The organism is candidate division TA06 bacterium (assembly GCA_004376575.1).
Taxonomy (GTDB): Bacteria; Hydrothermota; DG-26; order E44-bin18; family E44-bin18; genus E44-bin18.
This window is the reverse complement of record SOJN01000074.1, coordinates 18,491-34,591: the sequence shown is the minus strand read 5'-3', so window position 1 is coordinate 34,591 and position 16,101 is coordinate 18,491. Positions and strand designations below refer to the sequence as shown.

Annotated in this window: 15 protein-coding genes; all 15 read right to left on the bottom strand. The window is 50.6% G+C overall.

Features of this window, described 5'->3' with window-relative positions:
- Positions 1 to 10 precede the first annotated feature (10 nt).
- Complete coding sequence (locus E3J62_06105; GenBank protein ID TET45902.1) at positions 11 to 1,066, bottom strand: protein arginine kinase; 1,056 nt, start codon at positions 1,064 to 1,066, stop codon at positions 11 to 13.
- Complete coding sequence (locus E3J62_06100; GenBank protein TET45901.1) at positions 1,053 to 1,646, bottom strand: hypothetical protein; 594 nt, start codon at positions 1,644 to 1,646, stop codon at positions 1,053 to 1,055. Before E3J62_06100 ends, E3J62_06105 begins: the two co-directional genes overlap by 14 nt.
- Positions 1,585 to 2,259: an ABC transporter ATP-binding protein gene (locus E3J62_06095; GenBank protein ID TET45900.1), complete on the bottom strand. Its 675-nt coding sequence runs from the start codon at positions 2,257 to 2,259 to the stop codon at positions 1,585 to 1,587. Before E3J62_06095 ends, E3J62_06100 begins: the two co-directional genes overlap by 62 nt.
- Before the next feature lie 39 nt (positions 2,260 to 2,298).
- Complete coding sequence (locus E3J62_06090; protein TET45899.1) at positions 2,299 to 3,516, bottom strand: lipoprotein-releasing ABC transporter permease subunit; 1,218 nt, start codon at positions 3,514 to 3,516, stop codon at positions 2,299 to 2,301.
- Positions 3,516 to 4,988, bottom strand: a complete 1,473-nt coding sequence (gene lysS / locus E3J62_06085; GenBank protein ID TET45898.1) for a lysine--tRNA ligase — start codon at positions 4,986 to 4,988, stop codon at positions 3,516 to 3,518. Before lysS ends, E3J62_06090 begins: the two co-directional genes overlap by 1 nt.
- Before the next feature lie 102 nt (positions 4,989 to 5,090).
- Positions 5,091 to 6,219 (bottom strand): peptide chain release factor 2 gene (locus E3J62_06080; protein TET45897.1). Its coding sequence is split into 2 segments (ribosomal slippage): positions 5,091 to 6,149 and positions 6,151 to 6,219, totalling 1,128 coding nucleotides; the frame shifts between segments, so codons are not numbered across the junction.
- Between the two features lie 34 nt (positions 6,220 to 6,253).
- Positions 6,254 to 6,838, bottom strand: coding sequence for a dephospho-CoA kinase (locus tag E3J62_06075; GenBank protein ID TET45896.1), 585 nt, complete (start codon positions 6,836 to 6,838; stop codon positions 6,254 to 6,256).
- 32 nt (positions 6,839 to 6,870) lie between these two features.
- Entirely contained in the window at positions 6,871 to 9,507 is a 2,637-nt protein-coding gene (polA, locus tag E3J62_06070; GenBank protein ID TET45895.1) for a DNA polymerase I, read from the bottom strand.
- 459 nt (positions 9,508 to 9,966) lie between these two features.
- On the bottom strand, positions 9,967 to 10,575 hold the full coding sequence (nadD, locus tag E3J62_06065; GenBank protein ID TET45894.1) for a nicotinate (nicotinamide) nucleotide adenylyltransferase: 609 nt from the start codon (positions 10,573 to 10,575) through the stop codon (positions 9,967 to 9,969).
- Positions 10,576 to 10,581: 6 nt separating this feature from the next.
- A complete protein-coding gene (gene bamD, locus E3J62_06060; GenBank protein TET45893.1) occupies positions 10,582 to 11,220 on the bottom strand; it encodes an outer membrane protein assembly factor BamD in 639 nt (212 codons plus the stop codon).
- A gap of 35 nt (positions 11,221 to 11,255) precedes the next feature.
- A complete protein-coding gene (locus E3J62_06055; GenBank protein ID TET45892.1) occupies positions 11,256 to 12,083 on the bottom strand; it encodes a purine-nucleoside phosphorylase in 828 nt (275 codons plus the stop codon).
- Between the two features lie 31 nt (positions 12,084 to 12,114).
- A complete protein-coding gene (locus E3J62_06050; protein ID TET45911.1) occupies positions 12,115 to 13,104 on the bottom strand; it encodes an aspartate-semialdehyde dehydrogenase in 990 nt (329 codons plus the stop codon).
- A 69-nt stretch (positions 13,105 to 13,173) separates the two neighbouring features.
- Complete coding sequence (locus E3J62_06045) at positions 13,174 to 14,424, bottom strand: aspartate kinase (protein TET45891.1); 1,251 nt, start codon at positions 14,422 to 14,424, stop codon at positions 13,174 to 13,176.
- A 3-nt stretch (positions 14,425 to 14,427) separates the two neighbouring features.
- A complete protein-coding gene (dapB, locus tag E3J62_06040) occupies positions 14,428 to 15,159 on the bottom strand; it encodes a 4-hydroxy-tetrahydrodipicolinate reductase (protein ID TET45890.1) in 732 nt (243 codons plus the stop codon).
- Between the two features lie 45 nt (positions 15,160 to 15,204).
- Entirely contained in the window at positions 15,205 to 16,098 is an 894-nt protein-coding gene (locus tag E3J62_06035; protein ID TET45889.1) for a 4-hydroxy-tetrahydrodipicolinate synthase, read from the bottom strand.
- Positions 16,099 to 16,101: the final 3 nt, after the last annotated feature.

The following is a 16,101-nucleotide window of genomic DNA, read 5'->3' as shown; positions in this document are numbered from 1 at the left end:
CAGTCACCATTCAAGAAAGCTTGTTTCTGACGTATTCAGCTCTTCTTACATCCCTTTCCTGCGGTTCCATCTCGCTGTCGAATATCTTTTGAAGGTGGGCCGGCTGAGTCAGCACCAGAAGCTCATTCAAATCCTTGGTGCTCACAGACCTCATGACTCCCAAGCCTACCCCCAATCTGACCGCTGAGCACAGGTTTATTATCTCATCAGAGGTTAGAGTTCTCGCATTCGCCAAGATCCCAAAAGCCCGCCAGATTTTGTCTTCTACCTCAAGCCTGGCACTCGCCACGAGCATCTCCCTCGCGTTCCTCTCGTATTCTATGATCTGTTTTGCCACCTTGTTCAAACCACTTATTATGTCTTCCTCACTCTTTCCCAGAGTCGTCTGGTTTGACACCTGAAAGAAGTTACCTTCTACTTCGCTCCCCTCGCCATAGAAACCTCTCACCGCGAGGCCAACCTGGCTCACTCCCCTCAAGACTTTGTCTATGTCTTTGGTGAGGACGAGACCAGGAAGATGAATCAGAACCGAAACTCTCAACCCGGTACCGGTATTGGTGGGGCAAGCCGTGAGGAAACCCCACTTCTCCGAGAAGGCGTAATCCAGTCTACTCTCTAAAGCATCATCCAAGTCACTGGCCAGTTCATATGCCCTCTCAACCTGCAGGCCAGATGCAAAAGCCTGTAGCCTCAGGTGGTCCTCCTCATTAATCATAAGGCTCAAGACCTCACCATGGCCCACTATCAGACCTCTGCTCTTTCCATCACCCGCCATCTCCAGGCTTATCAAATGCCTTTCGACAAGAAACTGGAGGTCCACAGGCAAAAGCCTTTTCACATCGACGTAGAAGCCGTCCTTCAGGTGAGAAGTCGCGTCTGCGGCAGACTTGCACCTGGAAATGATCTCCTTGAGGTCCTTCACTCTTGCCCGGTGAACAAAGGGGAAACTCGACAGGTTTCTGGCAAGTCTCACCCGGCTGGATAGGACTATCTCTGAAAACGGGCCCGTGGCCTCGAGCCACTTTGAACCAACCCCCACCAGACCATCAATTCTAGGATTTGGCATCATCAGTGTCCTTAGAACCCAGGCTCTCGTGAATTGCTCTCATCCTATCTCGTAGGCTGGCAGCATCCTCGAAGTTCTCGTCACGAATGGCAGCTTCAAGTCTCTTCTGAATACCGGCAAGTTCCCTCTTAAGCTCAGCCTTGGCTCCAGTCTTAAGGATGAGCTTACCTGCGTGTCTAGTTGAACCGTGGATTCTTCGTAGAAGTGGGTCAAGTCTGCCAGCAAATGAAGGGTAGCAGTCCGCACACCCGAGCTTTCCACCCCTCCTGAATTCAGCATAGGAAAGGTTACAGGTTTTGCACCGAATCTGAGTCTCTTTCTCAAGCTCATCTGCATCCAGACCTTCTGCAAGCCCTGCCAGAAAATCAGCAACCACGAATTTGGACTTAGAGAGCGGCTTAACCAGCCCCTTCCTGTCCGCACACTCGGCACAGAGATGAAGGTCAGTAACGTTCCCTCCAACTACCTCTGTATAATGTACAGTCGCCACCCTTTTTTTGCAAGAGTCACAGAGCAAATTATTCGCCCTCCTCAGTTTTTCCGCCCACCAGCCTGAGCACTCTATCGGCACTCTGTGCAAAGCTCAGATTGTGGGTGACTATCACGAATGTGAGCCCATTATCTCTGGACAGACTCCGGATTAGTGCGTGAAGCATCTCACTAGACTCAGAGTCGAGGTTGCCTGAAGGCTCGTCTGCAAGCACAAGCTTCGGTTCATTTATGAGCGCCCGCGCCACAGCCACACGCTGCCTTTCACCACCGGAAAGCTCATTAGGCCTGTGCCTCTCGCGGTCTATCAGGCCTACATCGCGGAGGGCCTTCCTCGCTTTTGCTACTGCAATCCGGGTGTCCATACCTCTTATTATGAGCGGCATCATCGCATTCTCAAGAGCACTAAACTCAGGAAGTAGATGATGAAACTGGAATATGAAGCCGATATTCTCGTTTCTGAATCTTGCCAGATCGCCGTCAGAGTGGTCAAATAGCTCAGTTGAGCCCAGCCTCACCCGTCCCTTGTCAGGCCTGTCAAGACTGCCAAGTATGTGCAGAAGAGTCGACTTACCGGAACCTGATGGCCCCACAATAGACAGTATCTCACCCTCGCCTGCTGTGAAGCTCACCCCTCTCAGGACGTGTAGATCTTCGTATTTGTTCCGAAAACTCTTATGAATATCTAATGCTTCAAGAACCATAAACTCAACACCTTACCAAATATGACGCCGTAGAAAATCTCATTCATAGCGAATGGCCTCCACAGGCGTAAGCTTGGATGCCCTCAATGCAGGGTAGATTGTAGCCAAAAAACTGATTCCAATTCCAGCAAGACAGACAACTACAAAATCACTCACCTCCATGTGAACAGGGAGTGTATCCAGAAAGTATACATCTGGCGGAAGAGAGATAAAGCGGTATTTTCCGAGCAACCATGATATCAGGAATCCTCCTAGAGCGCCCAGAGCAGTACCTGTGACGCCAATTATGAGACCATCGAGCATGAAAATACCCATGATTGTTCTTGCGGTCGCTCCCATTGATTTCAAGATTCCTATCTCTCTTGTCTTCTTTATCACCATCATGATCAAAGTACTAACAATATTGAATGCCGCAACAATAACTATGAGCGTTAGTATTACGAACATGAAGACCTTCTCAAGTTTCAGGGCTGCGAAAAGATTTCGGTTCAAGTCTATCCAATTCGTCGTTCTGTAAGGGTATCCAAGTTGGTTGGCGATATGGCGGCCCACCTGCGGAGCCTGGTAAACGTCGTCAAGCCTCAACTCTATCCCTGTAACCGCATCTTTCGTATTCAAAAACTCCTGTGCTGTCGATAAGGACATGTACACCAGCCCCGTATTGTACTCATACATCCCAGCGTCAAATAAACCTGCCACTCTCAGCTGCATCATCTTGGGAAACACTCCTACCGGTGTAACCGTCGCCCCAAAGGGAGAAGCCAGCGTCACCGTGTCACCGACGTGTGCTCTGATGTTGCTTGCCAGGTCGATGCCCAAGACAACTCCGGGTGGATCACCCCCAAGTTCGAAATCTCCATCCACAATGTCTCTGCTCACGTTAGCGGTCGACTTCTCGAGCTCAGGATCAAGACCCCTCACCACAACCCCATCTACATAGCTACCCATGCTTATCATCGCCTTGGTGTATATGAACGGAGCGGCAGAGACAACATGCTTGAACTGCACCACTTCAGGCAGGAGCTCTGCGTAGTCTTCAATTGGTTCGTTGAAGTATTTGAGGATGGCAACATGAGCATTCGTCCCCACTATTTTTTCCTTCAAGTCTTCCCTGAACCCGTTCATGGAGGATAGAACTGCAAGAATGGCCGCAACCCCAACAAAAATTCCACCAATCGAAAAAACCGTTATGGTGGAGAGAAAAACAGAGCCCGTTGACTTGAGATACCTCTTGGCAATGAAGAACTGAAATGACATTACTGACCGCCTTGGGGTCTGAGTTGCGGGAAGAGTATCACATCTCTGATTGAGCTCGTGTTGCAGATGAGCATTGCCAGCCTGTCGACTCCCAAACCCAGCCCACCAGTTGGAGGCATGCCGTACTCCAGGGCCATAAGGAAATCTTCGTCGAGCTGTTGAGCCTCCTCACTCCCCTCCCTCCTCATCTTCTGCTGTTCCTCGAACCTCAACCTCTGCTCCAGGGGATTGTTCAATTCACTGAAAGCATTACCAATCTCCACGCCGCAGATGACCGGTTCGAACCGCTCCACAAGATCAGCATCTCCCCTCTTTTCCTTGGCAAGAGGAGATATCTCCTTGGGGTAGTCAACAACGAAGGTAGGCTCAACTATCTTGGGCTGGACAACCTTGCCGAATATCGTATCAAGAAGCTTACCCAGCCTGGCATTTTCAGGAACGTCTATGCCCAATCGACTGCAGATTCCGGCCAGGTCCTCCAGATCCATTCCTCGAATGTCCTTTCCCAGTTCCTTGTTAATTCCATCGAAAAAGGAGAGCCTTGCCCAGGGTCGTTTGAAGTCCACCTCAGCCCCTTGATATTCCAGTTTCGTGCCTCCCTTCACCTCCAGAACTGCAGCCCCAATCATCTCTTCAAACAAATCCATGATGTCACTGTAATCGGCGTAAGCCTGGTAGGCCTCTAGCTGAAGGAATTCTGGATTGTGAAACGAATCTACACCCTCGTTGCGAAAATCCTTTCCGAACTCATAGACACGCTCGAGGCCTCCCACTATCAGCCTCTTCAGGTAGAGTTCATCCGCGATTCTCAGGTAGACATCAATATCCAGTGCTTTGTAGTGGGTTTTGAACGGGGTGGCAAACGCACCACCATACAGGGGTTGAAGTATGGGAGTCTCCACCTCAATAAACCCTTTGGAATCGAGCACGGACCTGATAGACCTGATAATCTTGTTCCGGTTTAGAAACACCTCTCTAGACTCCGGATTCATGATCAAGTCGAGATACCTGCGCCTGAGCCTCAGCTCCTTGTCTCTGAGCCCGTGCCACTTTTCCGGAAGCGGTCTAAGTGCTTTTGCCAGAAGGACAAACCCGTCGACATCTACTGTGGTTTCTCCGGTCTTCGTTTGAAAAGTACTTCCCTCCACGCCTAAGATGTCTCCAATATCAAAGAGCTTGAAGAGCGAGTAGGCCTCTTCGCCCAACCCGTCCCTTCTAAGGTAGATCTGAATCCTTCCGGTTCGGTCCATCAGGTGGGCAAAAGTAGTCTTCCCGTGCCTCCTGACGGACATTATCCTGCCTGCCAGACGGACCCTTGCCTCTGAGGCTTGCAGCTTGTCGGACTGCGCAAGAATCTCAGATGCTGTATGGGTAAGGGTAAAACTATACGGAAAGGGGTCGATGCCCCTCTCTTTCAGTTCCCTTAACTTTTCTATCCTTTTTTCTCTTTGGTCAAGGGTTTCCTCTGACAAACAACCCTCCAAGTGGTTATTATAGTAACACTTCTACCCCATGTCAACCCCAAACAGCCCGCAACCGTATGCTGCAGCAGATCTCAGCGAAAGAAGAAGCCATCAGCTCTTCTTCCTGGCCTTCTGAGCCCTTCCTTTTGCCCCGGTCATCCCCGTCTTGAGAAGATATGCCCTGATAAACCCGTCAATCTCCCCATCCATCACCGCCTCAACATTGCCCATCTGATGTCCTGTCCTATGGTCTTTCACCATGTTATACGGATGAAACACGTAACTCCTGATCTGGTTTCCCCAGCCTATATCAGTCTTCTCCTCTTCAACCTTGCTCAACTTCTTCAGTTCCTCCTCCTTGCGCATCTGGTAGAGTTTCGCCACCAGGATCTTCATTGCATTCTGCCTGTTCTGAAATTGGGAACGCTCCGTCTGGCAGGTGGCGACAAGGCCCGTTGGTATGTGTGTTAAGCGAACAGCAGTGTTTACCTTGTTCACATTCTGACCGCCCGGGCCCGAAGACCTGAAGGTGTCGAGCTTCACATCCGCATCCTTAATTTCCACCTCCACCTGTCTTTCTATCTCCGGATAGACGAAAACAGAGGCGAATGAGGTGTGCCTTCTGTGCGCAGCATCAAAAGGAGAAAGCCTTACCAGCCTGTGAATACCCCTTTCCGACTTCAAGTACCCGTAGGCATACTTGCCCTTCACCTCTATGGTTGCATCTTTCAGTCCAGCCTCTTCCCCTGGAGCATAATCGAGCACCTTGGTCTTGAAACCTCTCCTCTCTATCCACCGCGTGTACATTCTGAAGAGCATTTGGGCCCAGTCACAGGACTCTGTCCCTCCCGCTCCAGGGTGTATCGAAACTATTGCGTCGCGGCCATCATCCTGCCCACTCAGCATCAACCTCAGTTCCAGTTCAGAGATCTTGTTGTCTGCACTGTCTATCTCGGCCTGAAACTCAGCTTTCTCTTCTTCTGTGGAGATGTCCAGGAGTTCCTGCAAATCTCCTGTGCTCGCATCAAGCCTTTCCCATTCTTCAACCCATGTCTTCAGCTCGTTGAACCTCTTCAGCTTCTTCTGGGCAACCTCCTGATCATCCCAGAATTGAGGCGACTCCATTTGCTTGGACAGGGTCGCCATTTCCGATTCCATGGAATCCAGGTCAAAGATAACCTCGCAGATTAGCAAGCCGTTCCCTCAAAGACGAAACCTGCGATTTTAGGCCTTCTGCCATCTTTTCCTCCTCCACTTTGAGAAACTCCAGCCGGTCAAGCCGGCCCGCATACTGAGAAGAGCTCTCTTCCCTTTTTTCTCAGGTCTTCCAGGTCGCCGGAGTTGTCCACCACGAAATCTGCAAACCTTTTTCTCTCCTCATCCTTCAACTGGCAAGCCAGCCTTCTTCTGGCTGCATCCTCACTAATGCCGTCCTCTACCAGACGCCCTACTTTGAGGCTCTCAGGACAGGTGAGGACGATCAACTTGTCAAACCAGTCAGCTATCCCCCACTCAACTATGAGAGCTGCATCGACCACAACTATCTTTGATTCTTTGGCCCGTAGGTCTATCGCCTTTTTCAGTTCCTTCAACAGAGTGGGATGGACAATCCTGTTAAGCTTTTCAAGCTGGTCACGTCCCTGAAAGACCCTCTCACCCAGAAGCCTCCTATCCACGCATCCGGCTTCGTTCACAATTGTTTGACCAAATTCAGAAATCAATGCCTCCCTTATCTCTAGCCTATCCAGAATCTCCCAACCTATCCTGTCAGCCTCTATCAAAGCCGCTCCCCATTCCTTGAAGAAACCTGCCAGAGTCGTCTTGCCGCTCCCAATCGTTCCAGTAATACCAACTACCATAACCCTGTCCTTTGCACAAGAAATAAAAACCACTAATGGTGAGCATCGTACCACGTTGGACCCCACCCAGCATCAACCTCGATTGGCACGTCAAGTTCTAAAGCCGTCACCATCTTTTCCTTTGCCATGGAACAGATTTTCTCTATTTCTTCTTCAGGCACTTGCAGAAGGAGTTCATCGTGTATCTGGATAGTCATTTTCGCTCTGGAATTCATACCTGCCAGTTCCTTGTGTATATTGACCATCGCTAGCTTTATCATGTCTGCGGCGCTACCTTGAATGGGCGAGTTGATTGCAGCTCTTTCAGCAAACTCTCTGCGGCTGCGGTCTGTGGCCCTTATGTCCCTGATGTACCTCCTTCTCCCCATGAGTGTGGTTGTATATCCCTCTTCTCGAACAGAATCCAGATTTGAATCCTTCCACTTCTTCACTTTTGGCAGACTGGCGGAGTAGCCTTGTACAAACTCCATCGCTTCTTCTCTGCTGATTCCCAGACGCCGGGAGAGGCCATAGGCGCTCATCCCGTACAAAAGCCCATAGTTCACCATCTTGGCCGCATTTCTCATCTCGCCTGTTACAGCTTCTGGTTCCACTCCAAAAATGAGTGCAGCCGTCGCCCTGTGTATATCCTCACCTCTCACGTAAGCATCTTTCAGCTTTTCTTCCCCTGTGAGGTGCGCGAGTATCCTGAGTTCCACCTGGGAATAGTCCAGAGAGAGAAGCGCATATCCCTTGTCCGCAATGAACCCTTTCCTTACCTCTCTTCCCAGTTCTGTTCTCATCGGTATGTTCTGCAAATTGGGCTGGCTCGAGGAGAGCCTTCCCGTTGCTACCACAGTCTGATTGAAACTGGTATGAATCTTGCCCGTCTTATCGGATACAAGATGGGGAAGTGCATCCACATAGGTCGATTTGAGCTTGAAGAGCTCCCTGTAGTCCAGAACCCATCTGGGAAGTTCGTGCTCTGAGGACAAGTTTTCGAGCAGATCCTGCGAGGTAGAGTAACCCGTCTTAGTCTTTCTGCCGTAGGGTAACCCTAGCTTGTCGAACAATATGCCTGCCAACTGCTTGTTTGACCTGATGTTGAACTGCTCCCCGGCCAGATCGTAAATCTTTTTCTCTATTTTATTCAAAGCAGTGGAAAGGTTCTCAGACATCCGCAAAAAGAAATCCACATCTATGCGAACGCCTGCCTCTTCCATGTCGGCAAGTACAGCTATCAAAGGTGCCTCAACACGGTTGTATAAGTCGAGGAGGCCATCCTCCCTCAGTCTTCCCTCCAGGGATTCCTGTACCTTCAACACACCCTCCGCTCTCGAACACGCTGGAGGCACAGTCTCTTCACCAAAGAGTCCCGCATCTTCCTTCTTTGCAGCTTTCGTTTGGCTTTTCAACTCAGGAAGAGAAAGACCGTACTCTCCCTCTATCAAGTAGCCGAGGCTGTGGTCACGCCTCTCGGGATCCAGGAGGTAAGAGGCGACACAAGTATCGAATAGAGACCCTTCCATTCTGACTCCAAAACTCAAGAGATATCTCAAAACCCTCTTGAGATCATCCCCAACCTTAATACTCTCTGGAGATGACACCAGGTTCTTCAGCCATGTGAGTATCTCATCTGAGCTTTTCAGCAAAGAGTGCGTGATGTAGTAACATCGCCCATCACCAAAACTGACTGCAATACCATGGTGAACGTCTTTCGATGAACTGAGAACATACAGGCCGACGCTCCCTCCTTTCGGATCCAACTCCGGCAAACCCTCTGAACTACCCACCAGAACATACTCGACACTGAACTCAACCTGCACCTGCAACTTCTTCATGAGAGAGAAGAACTCCAGCCTCCTCAGCAAATCTCGCAGCTTGCTGGTGTCCTTCTTCTTCAAAGAGAAGGTGTCCATGTCAAGATCAACGGGGGTATCAACCTTTATGGTGACCAGCTCCTTGGAAAGAAGCGCCTGCTCACAACCTTCTTCGATTTTTTCCCTCAGACTCTTCTTTTCAATCTCAGGACTCCTCTCCACCAACTCTTCTACTGAACCGAAGGCATGAATCAATTTAGCAGCTCCCTTCACGCCTATCCCATCAATGCCGGGGACATTGTCAATCTTGTCACCGGCAAGCGCCAGAACGTCAACCACTCTTTCAGGGCGAACGCCGAATTTCTCCCTCACCTTGTCAATGTCATAGGTCACCGACTCAGCGCCCATCCTTCCTGGACTTATCACCTTTATTCTCTGGCCGACCAACTGAAGAAAATCCTTGTCAGAGGAAACGAGATAGACCGAATGACCCTTCGCAGCAGCCTCCTTAGCGAGAGTCCCCATGATGTCATCCGCCTCGAATCCATCCATTTCAACAATCGAGATCCCCAGTGCGCTTGTTAGCTCATGGATCATCGGGAGTTGGTTCCTCAGCTCCGGAGCCATCTTTTCTCTGGTCGCCTTGTATTCTGCAAATATCTTGTGTCTGAATGTTGGAGCCGACGTATCAAAACAGACCACCACGTGTGTGGGCTCGTACTCCTCCAGGATTTTCAGGAGCGAATTGGTGTAGCCAAACACCGCACTTGTGTTCTCACCTCTGGAGTTGAAGAGAGGATTCCTTATGAATGCGAAGTATGAACGGTGAACCAGTTCTGAACCGTCTATGAGAAATAACTTAGTTGCCATCTCATTACCTCTGCCCTGCCAGGAATTGAGAAACTACACCCCCACCAACACGAAGATCGAAAACGAAATACGTCCAGCTCGCCGTCGGCGGGATGGGACATATCTCGTCCTGCCTGTCCTTCGCACTCGGCTTCGCCAAGCATAAACTCCGTCGGAGGGAGCCCGTCAAGGGGAATAAAAGAGCGCGTGAGTTTTCGATCTTCGTTCTTAGTTCTGCGTTCTTCGATATTAACACGCTCCCTCTTACTCCCTCCCTCAAGGGACGGAGGTTGGTGGGTGGTGACTTCGCTTCCCCTCGACTTCCCTCGGGATTGAATATGCCGCGCTCTATCTTTGGATAGATCGGGCCTATTCAACTCGCAATGACAGACGGGTCCCCGTCAAAGGTGAGGAAGGGATCGGTTTCGTAATCAGCAATTCCTAATTTCCCCCAGTCCTCTGTACTCCGTACCCTGTACTTTACCTGTGTTCAGTCGCCTGGGTGTACAATCCACGCGAGTATATATAGTCCAGAACAGGTTCTGTGACCAGATATCTTATTGACAACCCAAGGTGCAACCGCTTTCTTATCTCTGTCGAAGAAACGTCAACCTGCCTGACATGGATCACACTCACTTTTCGAGCAAACTCCTCCGGCGTTTTCTTCCCGGTGAACCCCGGGCGCCTCATCGCGATTATGGTGCTCATCTTCACAATCTCTTCAGGCCTGTGCCAGCTCTCTATGGCGTTTGACTGGTCCGTCCCCATAAGAAGGTAAATCGTCTTGTTCTTTCCAAGTGTCTTTGAAACCTCTCTCAGAGTGTCAACCGTGTAGGACCTACCTTCCTTTCTTATTTCAATGTCGGAAGCTTCAAAGCCCGAATTGCCCTTTATGGCAAGCTTTACCATCTCCATTCTGTCCCGTGGGGAAGCCTCTGCCGTATCCTTGGTGGGGGGCACATTACAGGGAACGAAATAGACCTTTTCGAAATTCATCCTCACCCTCACATCTTCGGCAACGATGAGATGGCCTATGTGTATAGGGTCAAAAGCACCCCCGAAGATACATACGGAGCCTCTTCTCAACAAGAAACCTCACTTTTTGGTCTGGGATGTGTCTGACTCGCTTGAGCCAATCTTATCCTGCCACTTATTCAGGAGCCTCTTCGCCTCCTCGCTCCACCTGGTGTCAGGATATTCCAGGACCACCAGCTGGAAATAGAGTACGGCAGACTCATACACTCCAAGCTTGAGGTAGAGCTTGCCGTTCTCCAACTCCTTATGCGCGAGCCTGTCCCTGCACTCTCTGATTCTCTCCTTCGCCATGGAGCTAAACTCGCTCTCAGGGTATCTCACCAGGAATCTGGAAAAGGAGTCTATGGCCTTATGCGTTTCAGACTGATCGTGGTAGTAGGCGGGCATTTGCCTGTAATGTGTCATCCCTGTGTAGAAGAACGCATCATTGGCAAAAGGACTATCCGGATAGTTGACGGCAAGGTGCCTGAACTCGGCTTCAGCCTGTGTGTAGTCTTTCATCTTATAGTAGCACATTGCCAGCCGGAACTGTGCTTCATCCACTCTGGCAGAACCGGGATGTTCGAATGTTAGCCTTCTGAAACCATCGGCAGCCCGGGAGTATTTCCCCTTGTCAAAATCCCTCTTTGCCACAGCGAACTGATCTTCCGCATCAAGACGCACGAGCTGTTCCTTGGATGCACAACTCACCAAAGTCATACAGATGAGAAGAACCAGAAATATCCCGATCCTGCTCAGACTCTTATCCTCCCCGTCACAGAACCGATCAGCTTGGTCAGGATCGGTTCCGATCTATTGGCTGTGGCTATTATCTTCTCAAGATTCATTGGGCCCAGAGCATCTGGTAGACCCATGTCTGTAATAACCGAGAACCCAATCACTTTGATCCCCATATGTCTAGCGGCAATCACCTCTGGTACGGTGGACATCCCTACCACGTCTGCACCTATTATTCTCAGCATCCTGTACTCTGCGGCAGTTTCCAGATTGGGACCGCTCAGGGCGGCGTAGACACCTGTCTTTAGATCTATTCCCTCTTCAAGAGCAACCTTCACGGCGACCTGCGCCAGTTCCCCGTCATAGCAGTTGTACATGTCAGGAAACCTTGGACCGATCGACTCGTCGTTGAGACCAATGAGTGGGTTCTGCCCCAGAAGGTTTATATGGTCAGCAATAAGCATAATATCTCCGGCAGAGAAAAGTGGGTTGATGCCGCCGCAGGCGTTGGAGACTATAAGGACCTTAATGCCGAGAAGCTTCATCACTCTAATCGGGAGCACAATCTCCTGCATGGAGTAGCCCTCGTAGTAGTGGAATCTCCCTTGCATTGCCACGACCTTCTTTCCGGAAAGATTCCCGAAGATGAACCTTCCTGCATGGCTTTCAACCGTGGAAACAGGGAAGTTCGGTATGTCTTCGTATGAGACTTCGTTTACCGCCTTTATGTCTTCGGCCAGTCTGCCCAATCCTGTCCCCAGGATTATGCCTATGCCGGGCTTGAATTGAACCTTCTTCGAAAGCACCTGGAAAACTTCTCTTGCTGCCTTCATCCCCTCTACCATTTTTCTGAACCTCCGCTCGGCCTATCATAAGTCAGAGCAAACCCAAGTCAAGCAATTTCTCCGCTATCTGAACGGCGTTGGTAGCGGCACCTTTTCTAAGATTATCAGCCACAATCCACAGGTTCAGGCCGTGCGGTACAGAACGGTCCCGTCTTATCCTCCCCACATACACAAGGTCAGTGTCGGAAGCCTGTGATGGGAGAGGATAGGATTGAAGTTGCGGTTCATCGACAATCTTGATGCCAGCACAGGCAGACAGCAACCTCTTTGCTTCCTCAGGCCCTATCTCTTTCTCCGTCTCAATGTTGACAGATTCGCTGTGGGAAAACAGGACTGGTACGCGAACGCAAGTTGCAGTAATTTTCAGGTCCGGAAGCTCCATGATTTTCTGACTCTCCTTGATCATCTTCTCTTCTTCCTTCGTATGTCCATCCGTTGTGAAATCGTCGATCTGTGGAATTAAGTTCGAAATCATCCGATGAGGAAAGACCTCCGCTTCTGCGTTGGGACGCAGTGAATAAGGAGAATCTGAAACACGAGGCCTGTACCGCTCCATCTGGGCTGCAAGTTCTTCCAGTGCTTGTCTCCCCTTCCCCGATACTGACTGGTAGGTGGAGACAACAACCCGCCTGAGGGTAGAGTGGGTGTGAATCAGCCAGAGCACCACAACAAGCTGAATCGTTGAGCAGTTGGGGTTAGCAATAATCCCCTTGTGATCACGCAGCCTTTCTGAGTTCACCTCAGGCACAATCAGGGGTACATCCTCATCCATTCTGAAGGCACTGGAGTTGTCTATCGCTACAGCGCCAGCTTTGACTGCTGCGTTAACGTACTCCCTGCTAATCTCCGCCTCAGTGGCAAAAAGGGCAATATCAATCCCTTCAAGGTGAGCTGCGTCCAGTTCTACAATCTCGTGATAGTCTCCCTTGAATTTGAGTTTGGCTCCGGATGACCGTTCAGAGGCCAGGAGCAAGAGATCATCAACGGGGAAGTTCCGCTCTTCAAGAACCTTCCTCATCATCTCCCCGACAAGACCTGTCGCGCCTACTATTGCCACCCTCACTTTGAAACCTCCGATTGGAACAGCTCCTCACCGCCTTTTCTTGGAAGGAGATGAAGACTTCTGACTGTCCTTATCGAGCAGTTTGAACACCCTGGCCATACCATTCACTGCCTTGTCTACCACATCCTGACCAATCACACATGTCACCTTCAGTTCGCTTGTGGACACAGCCTCCACATGTGCGCCTTCTGTCTCGAGACAATCGAACATTTTCGTCAAGGTGTCGTTTGAGGAACCTACTCCCGGCCCCACAATGCTGACGGATGCTACATCATCCCTCCTGGTGAGGCCTTTCCCACCCAGCCTTCTGGAAATTGCGCTCAATATCTCATCACACGTTTTTATGTCCTCGTCAGCAACTATGAAGGATAGATCGCACCTCTCACGACCAGCTCCGTGGAAGAAGAACTTCAGGTGCACACCATTGTCGGTAAGAGTGGTCACTATCTGAGACATACTCCCCGGGCTTCTCGGCACATCCATCATGGTCAAAAGACCGATATGAACATCGCTAGTGACAGCCTTCACCAAAGCCCTCTCCATCTTCTTGCCCTCCCGGATAATGGTGCCTAAGTTCTTAGCGCGGCTCGAACTCACCACCAGCTTCAGATTGGTCTTTGCCGCAATCTCAACGGCACGCGGGTGGAGTACTGAAGCACCAAGGCTCGCAAGTTCAATCATCTCATCATAGGATACCTCTTCAAGCAATTTCGCACCGGCAACAACCGCAGGGTCAGCGGCAAAGACACCCTCCACATCCGTGAATATCTCGCAAAGGTCTGCACCGAGGGATGCTGCTATGGCAACCGCCGTGGTATCGGACCCGCCTCTCCCAAGGGTCGTCACCTCTTTTTCCTTGCTTACTCCCTGGAAGCCAGCAACAATGACCACTTTATCCTGTCTTAAGCCCTCAACTATTCTATCCCCCTTTATCTCCAGTATCTTCGCATCTGTATGGCGTGAATCGGTTATGATCCCGACCTGCGAGCCTGTAAACGATATTGCCTCATAACCCAGGTCATGTACAGCCATGGCCAAAAGGGCCATAGAGATACGTTCACCCGCAGTGAGAAGCATATCCAGCTCCCTCGTGGGTGGGGACTTCGAAATCCTCCTGGCTAGCCCATAAAGACGGTCAGTATCTCTGCCCATCGCTGAAACGACAACTATCACAGAATCCCCTTTCTCCCTTCGATCCACGATTCTCTTTGCCACGCTCTTTATCTTGGCCGGGGAAGCCAAGGATGTACCGCCATATTTCTGGACAATAAGACCCACGGCTCACCTCAGTCTGAGGACATCAAACATATCATAGAGCCCGGGATTCGCCTTGACCACGAATCTCACGGCAAGCAGGGCTCCCGAAGCGAAAGCCCCCCTAGACTGCGCGCAATGAGCAATCTTGAGCGTCTCACCCTCTCCTGCGAAGGTGAGCACATGCTCTCCAATAATCTCGCCCATTCTCAAGGACCTCACCTGTGGATCTTTTGAACCTGCATCTTTCAAGATTCGCATGAGTTTGCGAGCCGTTCCGCTCGGTGAATCCTTTTTCCACCTGTGGTGGGTCTCAACAATCGAAACATCGAACCCTTTCTCCAGGGCCCTTGCCACATCTGGGACAATCCTGAATAGAACATTCATTGCCGGTGACATGTTAGGGGAGAGAACAATCCCAATTCTTTCTGAAACATTTTCTATCAGGCCAAGAGTTTCTCCGCTCAGGTTGGTAGTTCCGACTACAAGAGGCTTGCCTCTTTCATCACTCATTTTTACGAGTTCATCAGTAAAAGCTGGACTGCTGAAATCGACCAGGCAGTCTGCATCCTCCATTGCAGAAGAGATATCTGAGACGATGGGCACACCTTCTAGCGCACTACCCACCTCTGGATGGCCCTTCTTCTCTATGCCGTATCTCACTTCCACGTCTTCAGCAGCATGAAAACAATCTATCACCGCACAACCCATTCTACCGGCAGCTCCGCAAAGCACAACCTTTATCTTTTCACTTTCCATGAATGTGAAGGACTCCGGAGTTAGGCATTCAGGAGGGTAAGGTGTTCACCCCTTCGTCCCCTCTTTCCCAATTAGACCATACCGAGCAAGTGCTCCCCTAAGGAGATGTTTGTTCTTTTCCGAGATTTCAGTAAGAGGCGATCTAGGTTTCCCAGCCGGCATCTTGAGAATATTCATTGCCGCCTTGACCGGGATAGGATTGGACTCAAGGAACATGGCCCTGCACAAAGGAAGAAGTCGCTCATGACCCTGTCTGGCCTCCCTCCCTTTTCCTGAAAGAAAGTCTCTAACCATGCGTGATACATCACCTGGCAGAACATTCGCTACAACGGAAATGACACCCGTCGCGCCCAGAGAAAGCAGGGGGAGGGTCAATACGTCATCCCCTGACAAGAGAACGAGCTGCCCTTTGCAGTCGTTTGCAATCTCACCGGCCTGTGCCAGGTTCCCGCTGGCTTCCTTGACAGCAACAACCTCCTCCAGTCGAGAAAGTCTCAGGACGGTCCCAGGTAAGAGGTTAACACCTGTCCTGCTCGGTACATTGTAGAGAACCATGGGAAATCCGGTCTCGAGGGCCACACTCCTATAGTGCGAGTAGAGACCTTCCTGGGTCGGCCTGTTGTAATAGGGCGTGACGACCAGTGCCGCTGTGGCTCCCAGTTCTCTCGCACGTTTGGTCATTTCAACCGTCTTCTTGGTTGAGTTTGTGCCTGTGCCGGCAATGACTGGCACCTCTCCTTTTGCCTCTTCAACAGTTATGGATACTACCGTTTCCCACTCCTTTTGACCGAGAGTGGGGCTCTCTCCAGTTGTTCCGCAGGGAACGAGTCCGGAAGTCCCGTTTTCAATCTGAAAACGGATATTCTTTCTCAGGCCTTCCTCATCTATCGATTCACCCTTGAAAGGTGTCACCAGCGCAACAAAAGACCCGCTGAACAAGTG

Bases quoted from the DNA above. Each gene is read 5' to 3' on its own strand.
- polA (TET45895.1), bottom strand. From the start codon at position 9,507: ATGGCAACTAAGTTATTTCTCATAGACGGTTCAGAACTGGTTCACCGT.
- bamD (TET45893.1), bottom strand. From the start codon at position 11,220: ATGACTTTGGTGAGTTGTGCATCCAAGGAACAGCTCGTGCGTCTTGAT.
- E3J62_06090 (TET45899.1), bottom strand. From the start codon at position 3,516: ATGTCATTTCAGTTCTTCATTGCCAAGAGGTATCTCAAGTCAACGGGC.
- E3J62_06095 (TET45900.1), bottom strand. From the start codon at position 2,259: ATGGTTCTTGAAGCATTAGATATTCATAAGAGTTTTCGGAACAAATAC.
- E3J62_06050 (TET45911.1), bottom strand. From the start codon at position 13,104: ATGATGAGGAAGGTTCTTGAAGAGCGGAACTTCCCCGTTGATGATCTC.
- E3J62_06055 (TET45892.1), bottom strand. From the start codon at position 12,083: ATGGTAGAGGGGATGAAGGCAGCAAGAGAAGTTTTCCAGGTGCTTTCG.
- dapB (TET45890.1), bottom strand. From the start codon at position 15,159: ATGGAAAGTGAAAAGATAAAGGTTGTGCTTTGCGGAGCTGCCGGTAGA.
- E3J62_06075 (TET45896.1), bottom strand. From the start codon at position 6,838: ATGGTAGTTGGTATTACTGGAACGATTGGGAGCGGCAAGACGACTCTG.
- E3J62_06105 (TET45902.1), bottom strand. From the start codon at position 1,066: ATGCCAAATCCTAGAATTGATGGTCTGGTGGGGGTTGGTTCAAAGTGG.